General features: G+C 34.8%; 22 protein-coding genes and 1 riboswitch. Of the genes, 17 read left to right on the top strand and 5 right to left on the bottom strand.

Translation table 11 applies throughout. The features are described 5' to 3' along the window. Positions 1-35 precede the first annotated feature (35 nt). The gene (locus A9C19_RS12945) at positions 36-536 is read left to right on the top strand and encodes a LiaI-LiaF-like domain-containing protein (protein WP_072580335.1); all 501 of its coding nucleotides are present in this window, start codon (positions 36-38) and stop codon (positions 534-536) included. 77 nt (positions 537-613) lie between these two features. Next, positions 614-739 carry a DUF6254 family protein gene (locus A9C19_RS22280; RefSeq protein WP_233499172.1) on the top strand — a complete coding sequence of 42 codons (126 nt, stop codon included), beginning with the start codon at positions 614-616 and terminating at the stop codon, positions 737-739. A gap of 163 nt (positions 740-902) precedes the next feature. Here the strand turns inward: A9C19_RS22280 and A9C19_RS12940 are convergent, their stop codons facing one another. Further along, positions 903-2,231, bottom strand: coding sequence for a DUF2254 domain-containing protein (locus A9C19_RS12940; protein WP_072580334.1), 1,329 nt, complete (start codon positions 2,229-2,231; stop codon positions 903-905). Between the two features lie 95 nt (positions 2,232-2,326). Further along, positions 2,327-2,371: riboswitch (PreQ1 riboswitch) on the top strand. Between the two features lie 321 nt (positions 2,372-2,692). On the opposite strand from A9C19_RS12940, the gene queC reads away from it, so the two are divergent. The 5 genes from queC (at position 2,693) to A9C19_RS12915 (ending at position 5,539) form a co-directional block, all read left to right on the top strand. After that, complete coding sequence (queC, locus tag A9C19_RS12935; protein ID WP_072581881.1) at positions 2,693-3,349, top strand: 7-cyano-7-deazaguanine synthase QueC; 657 nt, start codon at positions 2,693-2,695, stop codon at positions 3,347-3,349. 1 nt (position 3,350) lies between these two features. Continuing rightward, on the top strand, positions 3,351-3,797 hold the full coding sequence (queD, locus tag A9C19_RS12930) for a 6-carboxytetrahydropterin synthase QueD (protein ID WP_072580333.1): 447 nt from the start codon (positions 3,351-3,353) through the stop codon (positions 3,795-3,797). After that, positions 3,794-4,522, top strand: coding sequence for a 7-carboxy-7-deazaguanine synthase QueE (queE, locus tag A9C19_RS12925; protein ID WP_072580332.1), 729 nt, complete (start codon positions 3,794-3,796; stop codon positions 4,520-4,522). The genes queD and queE overlap by 4 nt, the downstream gene beginning before the upstream one ends. Before the next feature lie 29 nt (positions 4,523-4,551). Further along, positions 4,552-5,049 carry a preQ(1) synthase gene (queF, locus tag A9C19_RS12920; protein WP_072580331.1) on the top strand — a complete coding sequence of 166 codons (498 nt, stop codon included), beginning with the start codon at positions 4,552-4,554 and terminating at the stop codon, positions 5,047-5,049. A 217-nt stretch (positions 5,050-5,266) separates the two neighbouring features. Further along, positions 5,267-5,539: a hypothetical protein gene (locus A9C19_RS12915; protein ID WP_072580330.1), complete on the top strand. Its 273-nt coding sequence runs from the start codon at positions 5,267-5,269 to the stop codon at positions 5,537-5,539. Between the two features lie 289 nt (positions 5,540-5,828). Here A9C19_RS12915 and A9C19_RS12910 read toward each other — a convergent pair whose 3' ends face one another. Continuing rightward, the gene (locus A9C19_RS12910) at positions 5,829-6,017 is read right to left on the bottom strand and encodes a YkvS family protein (RefSeq protein ID WP_072580329.1); all 189 of its coding nucleotides are present in this window, start codon (positions 6,015-6,017) and stop codon (positions 5,829-5,831) included. Between the two features lie 464 nt (positions 6,018-6,481). Between A9C19_RS12910 and A9C19_RS12905 the strand changes: the two genes are divergently transcribed. From A9C19_RS12905 to A9C19_RS12865, 10 genes are all read left to right on the top strand, one after another. Further along, positions 6,482-7,129 (top strand): SDR family oxidoreductase, encoded by a 648-nt coding sequence (locus A9C19_RS12905; RefSeq protein WP_072580328.1) that lies wholly within the window; start codon positions 6,482-6,484, stop codon positions 7,127-7,129. A gap of 55 nt (positions 7,130-7,184) precedes the next feature. After that, entirely contained in the window at positions 7,185-7,379 is a 195-nt protein-coding gene (locus A9C19_RS12900) for a hypothetical protein (protein WP_072580327.1), read from the top strand. Between the two features lie 269 nt (positions 7,380-7,648). Further along, on the top strand, positions 7,649-8,251 hold the full coding sequence (locus A9C19_RS12895) for a cell wall hydrolase (RefSeq protein ID WP_072580326.1): 603 nt from the start codon (positions 7,649-7,651) through the stop codon (positions 8,249-8,251). A 403-nt stretch (positions 8,252-8,654) separates the two neighbouring features. Beyond that, entirely contained in the window at positions 8,655-10,130 is a 1,476-nt protein-coding gene (locus A9C19_RS12890) for a spore germination protein (protein WP_072580325.1), read from the top strand. A gap of 20 nt (positions 10,131-10,150) precedes the next feature. After that, the gene (locus A9C19_RS12885) at positions 10,151-11,242 is read left to right on the top strand and encodes a GerAB/ArcD/ProY family transporter (protein ID WP_072580324.1); all 1,092 of its coding nucleotides are present in this window, start codon (positions 10,151-10,153) and stop codon (positions 11,240-11,242) included. Next, complete coding sequence (locus tag A9C19_RS12880; protein ID WP_072580323.1) at positions 11,239-12,312, top strand: Ger(x)C family spore germination protein; 1,074 nt, start codon at positions 11,239-11,241, stop codon at positions 12,310-12,312. The genes A9C19_RS12885 and A9C19_RS12880 overlap by 4 nt, the downstream gene beginning before the upstream one ends. A 131-nt stretch (positions 12,313-12,443) precedes the next feature. Further along, positions 12,444-13,769: a polysaccharide biosynthesis protein gene (locus tag A9C19_RS12875; RefSeq protein WP_072580322.1), complete on the top strand. Its 1,326-nt coding sequence runs from the start codon at positions 12,444-12,446 to the stop codon at positions 13,767-13,769. 336 nt (positions 13,770-14,105) lie between these two features. After that, a complete protein-coding gene (locus A9C19_RS21780) occupies positions 14,106-14,243 on the top strand; it encodes a hypothetical protein (RefSeq protein ID WP_158515086.1) in 138 nt (45 codons plus the stop codon). Between the two features lie 164 nt (positions 14,244-14,407). Next, positions 14,408-14,911, top strand: a complete 504-nt coding sequence (locus tag A9C19_RS12870) for a TlpA family protein disulfide reductase (protein WP_072580321.1) — start codon at positions 14,408-14,410, stop codon at positions 14,909-14,911. Positions 14,912-15,171: 260 nt separating this feature from the next. Further along, the gene (locus tag A9C19_RS12865; protein WP_072580320.1) at positions 15,172-17,106 is read left to right on the top strand and encodes a heavy metal translocating P-type ATPase; all 1,935 of its coding nucleotides are present in this window, start codon (positions 15,172-15,174) and stop codon (positions 17,104-17,106) included. Positions 17,107-17,251: 145 nt separating this feature from the next. Here the strand turns inward: A9C19_RS12865 and A9C19_RS12860 are convergent, their stop codons facing one another. From A9C19_RS12860 to A9C19_RS12850, 3 genes are all read right to left on the bottom strand, one after another. Continuing rightward, the gene (locus A9C19_RS12860) at positions 17,252-17,668 is read right to left on the bottom strand and encodes a DUF1284 domain-containing protein (RefSeq protein WP_072580319.1); all 417 of its coding nucleotides are present in this window, start codon (positions 17,666-17,668) and stop codon (positions 17,252-17,254) included. Between the two features lie 388 nt (positions 17,669-18,056). After that, positions 18,057-18,263, bottom strand: coding sequence for a hypothetical protein (locus A9C19_RS12855; RefSeq protein WP_072580318.1), 207 nt, complete (start codon positions 18,261-18,263; stop codon positions 18,057-18,059). Positions 18,264-18,372: 109 nt separating this feature from the next. Further along, the gene (locus A9C19_RS12850; protein ID WP_072580317.1) at positions 18,373-19,491 is read right to left on the bottom strand and encodes a glycosyltransferase family 2 protein; all 1,119 of its coding nucleotides are present in this window, start codon (positions 19,489-19,491) and stop codon (positions 18,373-18,375) included. Positions 19,492-19,587: the final 96 nt, after the last annotated feature.

Genomic DNA, 19,587 nt, shown 5'->3' with positions numbered 1-19,587 from the left:
GATCTATTCTATTTAAGTGATGAGGAGGATGATCAATGAAAAATGGTAAAGCGGGTTATGGTATATTCCTAATCGCAATTGGACTTTTATTTTCTTTACAAACAGTAGGCATCATCGATGAATTTTGGAGCTTTTCCTGGCCTCTTATTCTTTTATTTGTATCTATTGGGTTTCACGTTGGATTCTTTTTATCAGGAGCAAATAAACAAAAGGCGGGTTTGCTAGTACCAGGTGGAATATTATTTGTGTTAAGTCTGCTTTTCACTTTTGAAGAAATGACAGGGTGGAATTACTCTGGATATACGTGGCCCATTTATTTAGTAGCAGTTGCTGTTGGACTATTTGAACTATGGTTATTCGGAGGAAGAGAGTTCGGACTTCTTATTCCGATTTTTATCTTATCTGGATTAGCCTTTGTTTTTATGATTCAAAACATGTTCTCATTTAATATCCTTTCATTTTGGCCACTCCTTCTTATTATAGTAGGTTTATTTCTTGTTTTTGGAAGAGGGAGTAATTCGGCAAAAGATGTATAGAATGAAATGCTGTCATATGGAAAAAATAACGAAAGTCTCATTTAGGGACGAATTGATGTAAAGGAGAGTTATACCATATGACACAATCAAAATCACAGCAAGAGCGTCAATGGGCAGTTCGTAAGCAATCACAAAATCCTCATGGTAAAGTGAAATCATTTGACCAACTTGCAGAAGAAGGCGGCAAGAAAAAAGGAGAATAACGTGTAAAAAAACAGGTGCTAAGCCTGTTTTTTTTTACACGCTAAGAAGTGAGTGATACTTTTCGTTAGTAAATAGCTCCTTATGAAGTGAATGGAAAATGCATGGATTGTCACGCTATCAGTTTAAAATCAACAACCATCTCATTAGCCTACTACTCTTGATTCATAAAAGTATGGAAGGTGCCTTTTTTTGTTTTTCACAGTTCTTAGCGATGTGATAGAGCTTTTTATTTAAAAATTCACGATCCTTAGTTAGCCAGTCGACCCTATTTAACCCTTCTATAATATACAAGGTGAATTCCCATACACTTTGTTTAATAACACTAGAATTTCCTTGTGCAATAAATGCTAGGGCTTTAAGAATTGCAGCCATAACCGAAACATCCTCTTGTGCATAGTATCTTATTTGATAGAAGCTTTCATATAAATAATCCTCAAATGCTGGTTTTTCGAAAATAATCCGTAGCTGATGGTGACGGTCAAAATGGTAAGGGGTAGCTAAATGTTTTTTGCCTAACAAAGACAGGATTTTGGCTAAATGATTAATGCTATTTATAGCTGTATAAGGATCATTTATTCCTGGTGAAACCGCACGTAAAGCAATTTCTACTAGCTTTTGTAGACCGAAGTTTACATCTTGAACCGGTTCTTGGTCTGAAGAGATGGTCATGAAACTTAAATATACAGGTAAATGTGTTTTATTTGTTAAGTGCCAAATCGAAAACAAAGGAGTATCTTTGTCTACATATTTACCTAGATCCTGCTCAATTTTAACAATGACATTATCTTTTATAGCTTGTTGCAATAGTTTCTCAATCTCAATGTATTCAATATATCCCGATTTTTTGCTCTTTAATTGAAGCGGCTGAATTGTAGCAAGTTCTTCAAACTCCCAGCTTTCCCAAGGAGGAGCTTCCTGATAACGTTCTTCATTCACATAATGCTGGTGGATAGATGTAATGGTCTTAGATGTAATATTAAAAATTAAATTGCTTACTTTAATCCATGTTGTTACATGATGTATGAAAAAAACGAACATACCTAAGCATATAAAGGAAACTAAAATAGCAAAAGTAGGAACAATAAATGTAGAGCTTACATCATTTTCTCTTACTAGAAGCAGCAAAATTACTGTATAAATAAATCCACCAATAAAAATGCCAAGAACCCGTTGTGTATGATGGTCCGTAATAAAGTTCTGAAGTGTTCTTGGTGAAAATTGTGAGAGATACGTTGTTAGAACAACTAGTATCGAGGAAAAAGTAATCGTAGTCATCGTTAACAGAGATGTTGCTAATGCACTCAAAATAGTTTGGGAAAGATTAATATCTGACAGAAACACGCTCGGTATTTGCTCATAAAGTGTTAGTGACGCAAGGTAACGATCAATAAACATACTGATAATCGCAAGTGCAATTGCTATAATCCCATATAAAGTCGGTAAATACCAAAAGCTATTTCGGACAATTATGACAAGCTGCTTAAAGGACATTCTATTCACCCCACGTACAAATATCATTGCAAATCATAGTATTTCATGTTATAGTTTCCTAGTTGAAAAATGAAAAGAAAATCCGTTTAAGTTAAACGGGAGAGGTTCTAGCACAACCCTCTATAAAAAACTATGATATCTCAAGTGAGATACGTTATTTTTTAGATGAACGCTAGACACCTCGAATGAATTCGAAGGTGTTTTTTTGTTGTTATAAGAAAATATGGTACGTCGTTTTGGTGGTTAGCTCTAGGAACGATCGGCTTGAATTATAAGTCAGATAGGAATGTAAGGTAAATAATGCTAATTGTTCCTATTCACTTATTCTGTCTTTGATATGCGGATCCTTGCGATTTCTTATAGGAAAATAGTGTTAGTTAACCCCATGAAATAACCTTCTTAATAAAATAGTTTATCTCAGTAAAACTTGTTTATACGTGGATGAAAGGAACGAGATGAAAATGAAAAATGATAAAGCAGTAGTTGTATTTAGTGGAGGACAGGATAGTACAACATGCTTATTTTGGGCAATGAAACAATTTAAAGAAGTTGTTGCGGTAACGTTCAACTACAATCAACGTCATAGCGCAGAAATAGAAGTTGCTTCATCTATTGCAAAAGAGTTAGGAATTCAACACCATCTATTAGACATGTCCTTGCTTAATCAACTTGCCCCTAACGCTTTAACTAGAGCTGATATTGAAATCGAACAAAAGGACGGTGAGCTTCCTTCAACATTTGTTCCTGGGAGAAATCTTCTGTTCTTATCCTTTGCGACCATTCTAGCAAATCAAATTGGTGCCAAGCACATTGTAACAGGGGTTTGTGAAACAGATTTCAGCGGCTATCCAGACTGTCGAGATGCCTTTGTGAAATCTTGTAATGTGACGTTAAATCTTGCTTTAGATAAACCTTTTGTTATCCATACTCCACTTATGTGGATTAATAAAGCGGAAACGTGGAAGCTTGCGGACGACTTAGGTGTCCTTAATTTTGTTCGTGAAAAAACATTAACGTGCTATAACGGAATTATTGCTGATGGATGTGGAGAATGTCCAGCGTGTGAGCTTCGACAAAAAGGCCTTAATGAATATCTCCATGAAAAAGGTGTGAAATAAGATGATTCAACAAATATATCCTCAAGTACAGCATGATTATCAATTTGAATTGAATAAGGATATGCATATCGCAGCTGCCCACTATATCCCACATGAAGATGCTGGGAAATGTCAGAACGTGCATGGACATACCTATTTTGTAAATATCACAATTGCAGGTGATGAGTTAGATGAAACAGGTTTTTTAGTGAACTTTGCTTCATTAAAAAGACTCATCCATAAACGCTTTGATCATACGATTCTAAATGATCATAAAGACTTATTTTCAGAGAAGGATCCTACTTATTTTCCGACCACTGAAGGTGTTGCACGCGCAATCTATGAAGTCGTTCAAAATGACCTAGATCAAAAGGATAATCAACCGAAATGTGTACAGGTTTTTGTAAGAGAAACACCAACCAGCTATGTAGTGTACCGTCCGAAGAAGAAAAAGGAGGGTCACCGTTGAAAAAAATCCCAGTATTAGAAGTGTTCGGTCCTACCATTCAAGGGGAAGGAATGGTCATCGGGCAAAAAACGATGTTTGTTCGAACAGCAGGCTGTGATTATTCTTGTAGTTGGTGTGATTCTGCTTTTACATGGGACGGTTCAGCTAAAGATGATATTCGTCAATTATCTGCTGAGGAGATTTGGGAAGAGCTAGTACAGCTTGGAGAGGATCGGTTTTCTCATGTAACAATATCAGGTGGAAATCCAGCTTTATTAGCAAATTTACAAGAGTTTATCACTCTATTAAAAGAAAAGGGAAAAAAGATTGCCATTGAGACACAGGGAAGTAAATATCAAGAATGGTTGAAAGAAATAGATGATTTAACGATTTCACCTAAGCCCCCTAGTTCGGGGATGAGAACCGATTTCATGAAATTAGATGAGATCATTTCACGTGTCAAAGTAGAGGGCGACAAACATTCGATAAGCCTAAAAGTCGTTATCTTTAATCTAGAAGACTTAGAGTATGCCAAAAACGTACATCTTCGTTATCCAGATATCCCCTTTTACTTACAGGTAGGAAACGAAGATATCTATCAAGCAGAAACAAAACAATTAGTTGAGAAACTACTTACTAGATATGAATGGCTTATTGATCAAGTCATTGCGGATAAAGAGTTAAATGCTGTGAGAGTGTTACCACAGCTTCATACATTGATTTGGGGAAACAAACGCGGTGTATAATAAATTTAGATAGAAAAGAGGAAAAGTAGATGTCAGGAAGAAAAGATGAAGAACTACAAGATGTTACGTTATTAGGAAACCAAGGTACGAATTATTTATTTGAGTATTCACCAAGTATTTTAGAGTCTTTTGATAATAAACACCAAAACCGTGATTATTTTGTTAAATTTAATTGCCCGGAATTCACAAGCTTATGCCCAAAAACAGGGCAACCAGATTTCGCTACTATTTATATTAGCTACATCCCAGATGTTAAAATGGTTGAAAGTAAATCACTAAAGCTATATTTATTTAGCTTCAGAAATCATGGAGATTTCCACGAAGACTGTATGAATATTATTATGAATGATTTAATTGAATTAATGGACCCACGTTATATTGAAGTATGGGGTAAATTTACGCCACGTGGAGGTATTTCAATTGACCCTTATACAAACTATGGGAAACCAGGAACGAAGTATGAGAAGATGGCTGAATACCGTATGATGAATCATGATTTGTATCCTGAAACAATTGATAATCGATAAAGGACAAAGGTTATCACATAATGGAACTTTCTAAAGACTGTAGATATGCTCGATATGAATTTAGCTACCTACAGTCTTTTCTTTTTGGCTTAAGCTAGAATCTTCCTATAAGAGAGAATTTTTTCTAAGAGCTCTGAGATAAGGACTGAGGAAAATTGTACAAAGCATCTTCATTATGGTACAACCATATAAAGGCACATTTTAGGAGAATAGAAAAATGAATGAAATCAAACACTTATTATCGAGGGCACTAAAGTCAAACAAAGAAGTAGTAAAGGGACAGGAATTCAGCGTAGAGGCACATTTAAAAGGATCAGATGATGATTATATCAATCTTTATGCAAACGATGCTGTAGTAGCCGTTTATGATGCTGATGATCAAGATTTAAACATAATTAACTATGATTATAAAAAAGCAGTGAAATTTTTTGGTGAATGCTTAGAAGAAGAAGGCATGGAAGTATACATAGATGAAGGTTTAATGAACTGACGCTCTATAAGTGGAGTGTCTTTTTTAAAATTAAATAGGAAGTAAAAGCGTGGGAGAAATGAACTTTCTTTTCCATAATAAGAAAGCTGATCCTCCCTACGCGACTCAGTGAGATCTAGGTCTTCTCTAAACTTTCTTTGGCAGGTAGTTGAGTGCTTTCACTCCTTAACGAGTGATTATAGAACTTATATCAAACACATAAAAACCCGAACAATAGGTGCATATCTTCCCTATTGTTCGGGTTTCTCATTGACTGAAATGCTCTAGTCTCAGTCAATTGTTAGCTATTTTAGGAAAATGAATCCTTAATAATTTTATAGTTTTTGTGATTAACAACAGTGCGTCTATCAAGATCTAAGTCTCTGAAGTTTTCCATATATGTTAAATCAACAATAACAGAATTTTCATTTACTTTTTCAACTACACCTGTTAATCCGTCTCTAAATTCAATGATACTTCCAACTTTAGCGATCTTCATTGCCTCGCTCCTTTACAGATTCTTCAACAATCAACTACTCTTTTTATATGTGTGATTATTTTACGTATTTGTTGGTGCTTCGAGCCAAAAGCACTTCAATAATGAAAGGGAAAACCTCTATTAGAATTATTTAACACTATTTTTTTCTGTAAGTAAAGGGTTTCCAAACAATTTGTTATTTTTTTTTACAGATGATGGAAGGGTTTGTGCGGAAGATTGAAAGCACCTAAAATATATAGTGAAATAATGATTTGTTTTTTTACTTGTTTTACTTGCTATAAAATAGGGAAATTCTTTAGTAGACATTAATTAATGGCTATTGATAGATGGTTGTTGTTTTCTTTGGCAATAAGAAGGTTTGTCTACGACTCTTCATCATGGAATAAACTGAAATATTAATCAAACCTGTTGTCATTATGGACAAGCAACGACCATTCTACAGCCTAAAAAAAGGATGATACTCTATGAATATTCTCATTATTGGTGCAAATGGACATACTGGAAGAAATCTTATTAGTCAATTAAAACAAAATAATCAACATGAAACGACTGCTATGGTTAGAGAAGAAAAGCAAGGTGAAGAGTTGAAAGAATTAGGGGCAGATCACATTGTGGTGGCAAATCTTGAGGGGGATATGGAGCATGCTTTTACTGAAATAGATGCTTGTATTTTTGCAGCTGGCTCAGGATCAAAGACAGGACCTGAGAAAACAATATCAGTTGATCAAGAAGGTGCTAAGAAAGCAATTGATTTAGCTAAAAGCAATGACATAAAGCATTTTGTTATGTTAAGTTCAGTAGGAGCGGATTCTCCTGAGGTGGCTCCTGAGGAAATGAGGCATTATTTAACGGCGAAACAAAACGCTGATGAATATTTAATGAAGTCTGGTGTCCCTTATACGATTGTTCGACCTACGAGTTTGTCAAACGAGAAAGAACAAACTCTCATTACTGCAAAGGTTTCATTGCCTGATAAAAGTTTGACAATCTCTCGTGAAGCTGTTGCAAAAACACTTATTGCAAGCTTAACGATGATGGAAGCAAAAAATGAGGTATTTGAAATTACTTCAGGTCTAAAGGAAGTCGAAGAGGCGTTAAAATATATTCATTGAGTGATACAAAGTGATATACTATAAATTCATGTTATGTAAAAAGTGAGGGCAAAAGATGGATTCAAGTACAATAAATGAAATGCTAGATCAGTTGAAAAATGGGGACTTGAATGAATATCATGTACCTAAAGATCAATTTTTATCCTTGCGAACAATTCTAGTAAATCGAGAGGATTTTAAACATTTCAGAGGTATTGCACAGCAAGGTGGCAGTATTATATATCATTACTTAAAAGAACCGAGGAGCTAATTCCTCGGTTCTTTTGTATCTGTAGGCAAGCCCGATTTTTACCTGAGTTTGTCTTCAGTCTATGTGACTTTCTAAGCTGTTGTTCAAGGATAAGAGTAGATAAAAATTTCAACTTCGTTTTTCTATTCTTCTAACTCGGATGTCACAAAATAGTCGATTGTCAATTCTACCAAAATTTGAGGGGTGCTATCAAAATTAGAACCTGTTAGTCTAGTACATGTAGTCAAAACGGACACGAAAATTACGAACCTTTAGGAGGTTACGAATAGATGAAAAAATTCATTATAAAACTTGTTGCTGTTTCAACATTAGCTTTATCGCTCACTGCGATGGCCACTCCTGATACGAAAGCTAATGCTGCAACAACACATCAAGTGCAATCAGGAGATACATTATGGTTACTAGGTAAAAAATATGGTGTATCTGTTCAAACATTAATGTCAACAAATAAGAAATCGTCTCATTTATTGTTCGTAGGTGAAAAGTTAACAATTCCATCCACTTTAACTTCTTATGAGATGGATTTGTTAGCACGTTTAGTACATTCTGAGGCGAAAGGTGAACCATATGCTGGGAAAGTAGCAGTAGCTTCTGTGGTCCTAAATCGTGTAGATAGTTCTTTATTCCCTAATACTGTAAAAGACGTTATTTACCAAAAAGATCAAGGGTATTTTGCGTTCTCACCAGTACAAAATGGGACAATTAATCAGGTAGCTGACGCTTCAGCAAAAGAAGCGGTCAAAGAAGCCTTAGCTTTTAGAGGAATGGGAAAAGGATCATTATACTTCTACAATCCAAAAACAGCTACAAGTACATGGATTACATCAAGGGAAGTTACAATAACGATTGGAAACCATCGTTTCGCAAAATAACTTGATCTTGGCTAGGTCATGTTAGGAAAAACGTGAATTCATTTTGAATTCACGTTTTTTTGTGTGTACTTATCAAACCATTTTATGAGATTAAAAAAATCTCTCCTACTATAAAAGAAAGATATGCTGTATCGACAGGTGAATAACGATGTATTTTTGATAGGAATGGAAGGGCAGGGCAGAGCAGAGCAGAGACTCCTTTGTAAATAGCTTGTTAACGAGGTTTCAGTCTGTTTGTCACAAGGGGATGTTTTTAAGATAAATGAACAACAACCACATGTAACAGCAATCAAAAAAATTTGTTCTTCCCCCTTAAACCCAATTTTTGCATAATTATTCTCCACAATGGGGCAAGATATAAAAAGCTTTAAAATGGAAGTGCGGGGTGTTATGAGTGAATAAAATGACCTATGAGGGTGGAGATGAAAAGCCAACACTAGTCCAGCTTATTGCTCGGTTTAGGACATCCTCCGATTTTGTCCAGTATGAAGCCGATACGGATAAGGTAAAATATTGGGTTTCGTATATTCGTACGCTTGTAGATTTAAAAACATTTGAACAGAGTATTTTACCGATTGTTAAGTCAGATAAGTGGGATAAGCTAGAGGACTTAAAAAAATCCATCCCAGTAGAGAATATAATCATTACAATTGATACGGACGTTATTAAAGAAAAGCTCTTAGCAGGCTATATTGTGATCAGTTTAAGCGAGTATGGACTTCCTAGTGCTCTAATTAAGGCAACCATTAATAAAGCGCGTGATGTGTCACTACCAGAAGTTGAATTCAGTGTTGTTGGTCCTAAAGAAGCATTTGTTGAATCCTTAGAATCGAATATTAATTTAATTCGAAAAAGAATTACGAATGAGAAATTAAGAGTGTATGAATTGAATGTGGGGGATCTATCAAAAACAAAGGTCGCCGTTCTTTATGTGGATGATGTTTGTGATGAACAAAATGTACATACAATGATTCAACGGATTCGTGATATTAAATTTGATCAAATTAGTGATAGCTCGTTTATTACACAAATGATTTCAGATAATCATAATTCACCATTTCCGCAGTTATTGGATACAGAAAGACCAGATCGAGTTTCATCCATTTTAGCGGAAGGGAAAATAGGTGTAATGGTTGATGGATCTCCTCATGTACTAATAGGTCCAACAACACTTGTTGAATTTTTCTCAGCCTTTGATGATTATTTCTATAACTGGATAAATGCTTCTTTTTTCCGATTAATTCGTTTATTTGCAGTTGCTTTTTCTATATTAGTAACGCCAATATATGTAGCAACTTTAACGTATCATTATGAATTAATTCCAAATGATCTTTTAAATACGTTGATTTCTTCGAGAAGAGAAGTGCCTCTCCCTCCAATATTAGAGGCGCTCTTCTTAGAATTAACGATTGAATTGTTACGTGAAGCAGGAGCACGACTACCTACAAAGGTTGGTCAAACAATTGGTATCGTTGGTGGGATTGTCATTGGAACAGCATCTGTTGAAGCCGGTTTAACAAGTAATATTCTTTTAATAATTGTTGCTCTATCTGCATTAGCATCCTTTACAACGCCTATATATGCAATGGGTAATACGATAAGGATGCTCCGATTTCCATTTCTCTTTTTTGCAGAATGGTTGGGGCTCTTAGGAATCGTCCTTTGTTTTTGCTTTTTAATGACCCATTTATTGCGATTAACATCTTTAGGAAGACCGTTCTTAGAGCCAATTTATCCACCACGGACAATTGACATGAAGGATGCGCTAATAAGATTACCCTTCTCGTTAATGTCCAAACGACCACAACAACTTCGTACAGAAAAGCCGAAGCGATTCTCTGCTAAAAATGCTCGTAAAAATAAGGATATTGATGAGTAAGTGAGGTGAGGTGAACGAACATGATTAGAATTGCAGAGCGATTTCAAGTATCTCACTTTTTAGTGTTCTATTTAATCCATTCTCTTCAATTTGGAGTTGGGGTACTTGGGTATCAGCGAATAGTAGCCGAGAAATCTGGAAATGATGCATGGATCGCAGTCATACTAGCCGGTTTCATCGTTCATATATCCTTATGGATGATCTATAGAACACTTCGTCATTCCAATGGGAATATTATTACTCTTCATAAAGAGGTTCTAGGTAAGTGGGTAGGTGGGTTTTTTAGTCTAATCTTAGCATTATATTTTGGTTTTGGAGCTATTACCGTTTTGCGGACATATATAGAAATAGTTGAAGTATGGATGTTCCCTGACTTGAATGTGTGGATCTTTTCTATTTTCTTTTTACTGCTCGTTTTTTATATCATAAGTGGAGGGTTCCGAGTCGTTGCAGGTATTTCTTTCTTTGGAATAGTTTTACCAATGTATTTATTATTTACGTTTTTATTCCCAATTCAGTTTTCAGATTTTAGTAATCTTTTGCCGATTTTTAATCATTCCGTAAAGGATATAGCAATCTCTACAAAACATATGTCTTTAACAATTATCGGGTTTGAAGCATTGCTTGTTTTTTATCCATTTATCAAAAATATAGAAAAATCAAAGAAGTGGGCTCATTTAGCTGTTGTGTTTAGTACATTTATCTATACATTGGTGATCATCATTTCCCTTATTTATTTTAGTGAGGAACAATTACAAAAAAATGTGTGGGCCACACTTACAATTTGGAAAATTGTCGAATTTCCTTTTGTGGAAAGATTTGAATATATTGGAATCGCCAACTGGTGTTTAATTATTTTACCAAATGTTTGCTTGTCACTGTGGTGTGCAAGTAGATGTTTAAAGGATGCGTTCAAATTTAATCAAAAATACACTTTGGTTGTAATTTTGCTAATCGCATTGTTAACCAATACACTTTCTAAAACGCGAGAACAAATAAGTCTACTTAATGACGTTGTTGGTGAGGTTGGGTTTTACATTATTGTTGGCTATATTCCTTTTATGTTTGTAGTGACGTGGATTAGTCGTAAAGTAAAGGAGAATAAGGCATGACACAAAGAAGACTTCTTCTAGTAATTATTTCACTGAGTTTTCTTGCAGGATGTGTTGAGAAAGAAATCCTGGATGATATTAATCTTGTTACAGGGACTGGCTTTGACTTAACGGATGAAGGCAATATTAGAGGCTCTGCTGTAATCAATACGTATCTTAAAGATCAACCAGTAGCTGATTACATCATTACAGATGAATCTGAACTTAGTAGAGACATTCTTTCCAATCTTCAAAAAAAATCTCCTGATCCACTTGTACTAGGGAAAATTGATATCGTACTATTTGGTGAAGGTCTTGGTAAAAGGGGAATTACCGAATTAGTGGATACTTTACAACGAGACGCTTCAATTGGTGCAAGACTCTTATTAGCGGTTACACGAGGAGATGCTAAGGAGGTTTTAGAAGGTGAATTTGCAAATCAGGGTGCTTCTAGATATATATCAAACTTAATTCTACATAATAAATTAAACCAGGATCTTCCTAGAACCAATTTACATCTGTTCCTTTACCAGTACTATTCCAAGGGACAGGATATGTTTTTACCAATAATAAAAAAAAATGAAGAGAATGGTGCTGTTGAAATTGATGGGTTAGCTTTATTTGATCATAAAAAGGTTGTTGGTGAAATACCTAATGATAAATTACTTTTTTTTAAGGTTCTTACAGATCAATATACAAAAGGTGCTTATAAATTAAAGCTAGAAGATGGAGAAGCAGCGGGAATTAAAAGTATCGTATCTTCAATGAAGCTAAATGTTGTTTCTACTGAGCCTCTTAAAGTACAATTAGAAGTTTATCTTGAGGGATATATTCACGAATACACTGGAAAGAAGATAACTCCTGAAGTGACGGACAAAGTCGAAAAAACATTTGAACAAGAAATGAAAACAGAAACGGAAGCATTAATAGAGTATTTTAAGGAATTAACTATTGATCCAATCGGAATTGGAGAAGAAATACGCTCACAATCAAGGTCATTCAAGTTGGATAATTGGCGAGAAAGGATACCTGAGTTAACTGTAGAAATTATCCCTGAGGTAATTATATCAGAATCCGGTGTAATCGATTAACTACAGGGGTTGTAAAAGTGCAAGCGCTTAAAGATGATAAATGAATAAGAACTTAAAAATTTCCTGTCGTAAATTCATGACTTGTCTCATACCGTTTAACTATGGACTAGTTTAAATGAGGGGACGACATCATGAATTCATTTGTAAAAGGAACGTTAATGCTAGTAATTGCTGCTTTTTTTAGTGAATGCTTAGAATTTTTTATTAATATGATTTTAGCAAGAGAGCTAGGTGAAGAAGGGATGGGCTTATATATGTCGATCCTGCCGATTATCTTTTTAATCGTCATCTTAGCTAGTCTAGAGCTACCGATCTCTATCTCAAAGTTTATTGCTGAAAAAAAACAGGAAACTCATTATTCAATGCTACGACATACTCTATTCATCACAGTTTTCTTAACGATAGTGATTACTACACTTGCTTTGATTATCTTTCCTAATCTCGAGTTATTTAATGGTTATCACCCATATGTTAAATGGTTATTTATCTTGCTTATTCCGATTGTTTCTTTTTCCTCTATTGCGAAGGGCTATTTTATCGGGGTACAACATATGGGGAAAATTGCGATTACAAATTTTATAAAAAAAGTGATTCAGCTCGTATTCTTATTTTGGCTGTTCCAGAGCTTTTCGTTTCATTTAGATTCAGCCCTATTAATTGCATTAGCTTCACTTATTGGCAGTGAGCTCCTTATATGTACCTACTTAGTTGCGGTTTATATCATTGAATATCAATCGTTAAAAAAGGGAAAGGTGTCTAAAATAAGTGGACGAAGCGTTAGAAAGGCGCTATTTTCTGTTTCGTTTCCCACTACTGGCTTACGTTTATTTCATTCACTAACACATGCTATCCAGCCTTTTTTAGTAAAAACAGCATTAATTGCTTCTGGGTTTTCAAGTGTCATGGCTACAGAGCATTATGGTTTATTAGCTGGAGTTGCCATGTCGATTGGCTTTTTCCCAGCCTTCATAGGACATTCTCTCATGATCATGTTAATACCAAATGTGTCAGAATCCTATGCTAACCACGATTATCCGAAGCTCATTCGGTTATTAAAGCAATCAATGTATATCACTTTTGTATATGGCTCCATTTCGATTATTATCATGTATCTTTTTGCTGAACCATTAACGCATTTATTCTTTGACTCATCAAGCTCAGCCTTTTACTTAAAACTACTATGGCCATATTTTCTTTTTCACTTCTTTGTCATTCCAATGCAGGCTTATTTGATTGGCTTAGGACTTGTAAAGGAAGCGCTTTTCCATACAATATGGTCACATATTATTTCCTTTAGCATGATGTATATATTAGGCTCGATTGAATCGATGCAAATGAAAGGAATTATCCTAGGTATGAACTTGGGGGCTGTACTTCTCATGCTTATGCATTATGTGACAATTTGTCAAAAGCTTGGAGTTAGTGTTTATTTTATGAGGAAGAAAGTAACATACTAAGGAAAGTGGCTGATTAGATCGTGTCAGCCTTTTTTTCTCCTTTGAAGAGTGAAAGTAATCAAGAGGGATGCATAAGTACGTATAAATCATATTTAGTCAACAATTAAATACACCGGATCATTCTTTGTGAATATATTTATACAATAGAATTAATCTCATAAATGCTTATTTAAAGAAACACAGACCTAGAGAATTTAATACCTTTTATATTTTGGCATTTGTTGTAATCTGTGGCTATTTATCAAGTGTCCAGTCAGATTACATTCCGCTCCAGATGCTCGCTTTTCGCGGGGAGGAGGTGAGCTCCCTTATAGAATAAGAAAGTAGGTGAACAGCATGGATAAGAATGAAAGAGGAAGTTTAGGAGACCATTTAAAGCAAAAAGACGAAAAGTTTGATGGGGAATTGGCTAATATGGAAAAAGACATAGCTGAACTGAAGTATAACCTGTTAGATAAGAATAAAAATCAATGAAGTCAAGTCTAAGAAGGCAATAGAAGGAAGTTTTTATAGCACCTAGTTAAAGGTGTTTTTTTTTATTTTAGCTTACTTCACATTACGGAAAATCATACTTTACCGTACATAAATTCCTTCCTTGATACAAAACATATGGAAAAACTGGAAGGTGGATTGATGAAATGATCGTAAAACGATTAGGTCCCATGCTAATTAGTATGATATTATTTTCACATTTTTTTACAACGAGTGGTTTTGCTGAAACACTAAATCAAAATAGGGCAAGTGAATTTACTTTACTAACAAGTTCGGATCAAAAAGTAAAACTAAGTGATTATAAAGGTAAAATTGTTGTTCTTCCTTTTTGGACAACTTGGTGCGGGTATTGTCAAGAAGAGCTAATGGAGTTAAGTGATTTTTACGAACAAGGCATAGACGGTGTTGAGATAGTAGCTATTAATGTTACGTCTTCTGAAAGTTCAGTTGAGGATGTTCGTCAATTTAGTCAACAGGCAAAATTGACCTTTACTGTTGGCTTGGATATAGATGGAAAAGTAGCGAAAGATTATCGGATAATGGGTGTTCCTACCACTTTTATTATTGATGAAAATGGAATGGTTGCTCACAAAGTAATGGGTCCCATTACAAGTGAACAATTGACGAAGCTAATTAAAGATATCCATTAATAGAAAAGCAAGTTGAGATAACCTTCCATTTTTAGTTAATTCTAAGAGAGTGAAATCGTAGTTTAGTAATTGAGAATGCTTCTCCTTATCAATAATCATTTTAATTTAATAATTATAATAATTATTACTTGAAAGTGAAGAATGAGATGGTATAATTTATACTATGTTAGATAAATCAAGGAGAAACCAATAATTAAAATCTTTATTCAAGTTTCTATAAAAGTATTGAAGATGAATCTTATTCTCAATTAGAAGGAGCGATGAAAATGGAAGCAAGTACAATATCTCAACTGAACGATTCAAAGAACGCCGACGATCATTCTTTAGTTAGTAAATGGATGGAGCATATAGAGCTAGTTAATGCCATCATTTCAGGGGTGCTCATTTTACTTGGATGGATGTTTAACCACCAAGGAAATGAGGCCATATCAATTCCCTTATTTATCCTGGCTTTCCTCATAGGAGGGTACGCTAAGGCAAAAGAAGGAATTGAAGAAACGATCGCTGAGAAGAAATTGAACGTAGAATTATTAATGGTCTTTGCAGCAATTGGTTCTGCCATTATTGGATATTGGGCAGAAGGAGCCATTCTTATTTTTATATTTGCCCTAAGTGGTGCGTTAGAAACATACACAATGAATAAAAGTCAAAGAGAGATATATGCATTAATGAGTCTTCAACCTGAGGAAGCCGTGTTGCTAGTGAATGGTAAAGAAACGAAGGTACAGGTTGAGGCACTCACGATAGGAGATACAATAGTCGTGAAGCCAGGTGAACGTGTACCTGCTGATGGTGTTATCCTCACCGGCAAGACAAATATAGATCAGGCTGCTATCACTGGTGAATCAATGCCTATTGAAAAGAACGAACATGACGAGGTTTTTGCGGGTACTGTGAATGGAAATGGATCGATTACAATAAAGGTCACGAAAAAAAGTACGGAAACGATGTTTCATAAAATTGTAGAATTGGTACAGTCTGCTCAATCAGAAAAATCTCCGTCACAGCAATTTATTGAAAAATTTGAAGGAACATATGTTAAAGCTGTTCTAGCATTAGTCGCCATCATGATGGTTTTACCACATTTTGCTTTAGGTTGGAGTTGGAATGAAACGATTTATCGTGCTCTCGTACTTATGGTGGTTGCTTCACCATGTGCATTGGTTGCGTCGATTATGCCTGCTACTTTATCAGCTATTAGTAATGGAGCCAAAAACGGGCTTTTATTCAAGGGTGGCATACATTTAGAGCAGTTAAGCAAAACAAAAGCTGTTGTGTTTGATAAAACTGGAACCTTAACAAAAGGTGAGCCTACTGTTACAGATATGATTGTAGCTGAAACCATCAATAAAAATGAGTTTCTAGCAGCTGTCATTACAATTGAAAATCAGTCTACGCATCCATTAGCAAAAGCTATCGTGAAAAATCTGAAAATAAAGCTTCCGAAAATAGAAGTAAACATGTTATCTGTAGATGAAAAAACTGGTTTTGGTGTCGGTGCTATTTTAAATGGAGTTGAATGGAAGATTGGAAAAGCTGATTTTGTAGGTTCGGAAAATGCTAAGAATTTTCAAGAGGGTATGAGTGAAGGTTTGGCAAAAGAGGGGAAGACAATTGTATATGTTATGAGAGATAATAAGATTGTCGGTTTAATAGCCCTTAAGGATGTTGTACGACAAGAGGCAAAAGAAGCTATTCGCCTATTAAAAGCAAATGGTATTAAAACAGTTATGCTAACTGGCGACAGTAAAGCCACAGCAGAAGCGATTGCCCAGGAGCTTGAGATTGATGAATTTAAAGCAGAATGCTTACCAGAAGATAAGGTAGTTGAACTTAAGAGCCTGAAAAAAGAGCTGGGAACCGTCACAATGATAGGGGACGGAATAAATGATGCACCAGCTCTAGCGATATCTGACGTAGGTATTGCAATGGGTGAAGGAACGGATGTTGCGTTAGAAACAGCCGATATTGTGTTAATGAAAAATGAATTATCAAAACTTACAAATGCTGTTAAGCTTTCACACAAGATGAATCGAATCATAAAGCAAAATATTATTTTCTCCATGTCAGTCATTGTCTTGTTAATTTGTTCAAACTTCTTTCAAGTATTAGACTTACCTTTAGGAGTTATTGGACATGAAGGCAGCACAATTCTTGTAATTTTAAATGGGTTACGATTATTAAAAGGTAACTAAAAAAAGAGGCTGGGACAAAACAAAGAGCCAGGCACCCTCCGATACAAACTATTGTGTGCACTAGATAAATCAGTGCGTACATATAGTCGTTACGATAAGATGCCAGGCACTTCTGTCCCAGCCTCTTTTGGCTTATATCTTATATTTAATCAACTTTTCTTAAACCATTGCCACTTAACATATCTTCAATTCCTTCTTCGCAGACGCCATATGTACGCCAAGAGCAAGTTTTACAAACTGTTTGAATATCAGAAGGGAGTACATATTTCTTTATACGATTCTCAATTTCTTTCCAGGGAAGTCGTTGACCAGTTTCAAGGTTTACTTTCCTTAGAATAGTAGCGTCTCTTTCAAATATATTTACGTCCTGACAATGGTAATCACCAGAGTTTGGATATTTTTCGCATAACTGATCTGGTCCTAGAACAAGCTCAACTAGTGTGTTAGGATGAGCCCTTAACGTTTGATGAATCTTTGTCATATTCTCGACGTATTCTTTCGAATACCCCATTCCCCGATATCCCATTAAACAAAAAAGATGATGACCTCGAAGCTTGAACATACAATTCCTCCAAGTGATAACAAGTTAAAATGTTAACGATCATTTATCATAAGTTAACTTAAAGGTATTTTATCATATAAAAACGAGTGTGTGTTAAAGTTTAATATGGATGTTTTGCAATTTGATGGTTGGGTGGAATGGTGTCCAAAAGGGAGACTCCCCAGGTGATGCCTTGACCGGACATATATTTGTTACAAGATCGCATCTGTTTAGAGAAAAGACGTTTGCAATTGAATGGTATGTAATATGAGATTGTAAAAGAGGTGTGAGTGAGGTACTAGGAGTATTTTGTTAGGAAAGTAATAAATTTTTATGAAAACCAATAAAATAAAAAAACGTTCTACTTATATGAACGTTTTAGGGTAGAAATAAACATAAATAGGAGTTTTTATTGCTTCAAAATTGTTGCTTCTTCCTCATCCGGAGAATAGCTTACAATAAAATAGGACGTAACATAACAGCAAAAACCAATGATCCAGCCGAAAATTGTACTATAATAAAAATAATCAATTAATAGCATTCCAACAATTGGTGCGATCCCTCCAATAATACAGAGTACCGCAACAATATGGCGTTTAACCCATTGTAGCAACAAAACGAACAACCCCTTAATAGGAAAAAAGATAGATATATTTTATTATACAAGAAAAGAATTAAGAAAAATATCCATCCAATATTAAAATAAGATTACAAATTTCGACTTTTTATTGATAAGTTCTTCCCTTCCAATGATACCCTTTATTCCTTAATGATGAACCCATTGAAACAATAAGTAAAGAAATAAAGGCAATTGCAGAAGCTGGTATGAAAAAAGACAATGTAGGTTTCTGCTTTGATTGAAAATCAATAAACCATTTTTGAATAACAATGATTATGTATGGTAAAAAATGGTGCAAATTTAGGTGCTGATAGTAAATAATTTCAAATAGACCATACAGAATAAAAACTACAGGTGACACATAAAAGATCAGGTAAAAAATAATAAGAAATGATGCCATAAATACGGAACGACCGATACCGACAAAAATATTCTTTTTAAAGCCTTCCCAAACATCTCGATTACTAGAATACATGTAACAGCTTACGAATTGTGTAATATTAGCTAAGACAACTTTTTCTCCCTTTTTTTTCATCATTCTTGCAAGGTGAACATCATCAAGTAAAGAATCTTTGATGGCAGAATGTCCCCCAATGTTTTTATACGCATTTTTTTCAAACAACATAAAAGATCCATGAGCTGCTGAAGCGGCAGAGAATTTCGTATAATTTGCTAAAAGTAGTGGTAAATGAAAGTAAATGATGAAATGCTGCATCGGAACGAGAAGCTTTTCTAAAAACAATGTAACTGGAAATTTTGGGAAACCAGTTAATAATTTCCCCTCCATTCTCTTAAGAGTAGAAAGAGCAACTTGAATGGTATCTTGGTGGAGACGTATATCTGCATCTAAAAACAAAAAATAATCTCCCTTTGCATACCTGCTTAATTGGTAACAAGCATGGACTTTGCCTGTCCACCCTGAGGGAAGTGTAGATCCTTCTACTAAAGTAAATCGAGAATCGTTTTTAATCATCCCTTCAATTATCGTTTTTGTAGAGTCGGTTGATTGATCATCAAGTAGGATGATTTCTATATTAGAATAAGTTAAATTTTTTAGTGATGAGACTAAATGTGGTACATTATTTTCTTCATTTCGTAAAGGGATAAGTATGGATACAAGTGGATTCTTCTTCATGCGTGTATAGGGAGCTAACTTTGGCATAAAGAGAGAATTGCAGATTGTCCAAATAAGAAAAATAAACAAGATTGAAATAAAAATGAACATAATATCCTCCATCTTTTTAACGTACATATAGTGTACCTTTTTCAATAAGATAAATCACGGTAAAAGGTTTTTATGGGAGCGGTACTACAAAAAGAA

This window comes from Bacillus weihaiensis (genome assembly GCF_001889165.1).
GTDB classification, from domain to species: Bacteria; Bacillota; Bacilli; order Bacillales; family Bacillaceae; genus Metabacillus; species Metabacillus weihaiensis.
This window is presented reverse-complemented; position numbering and strand designations above follow the sequence as displayed.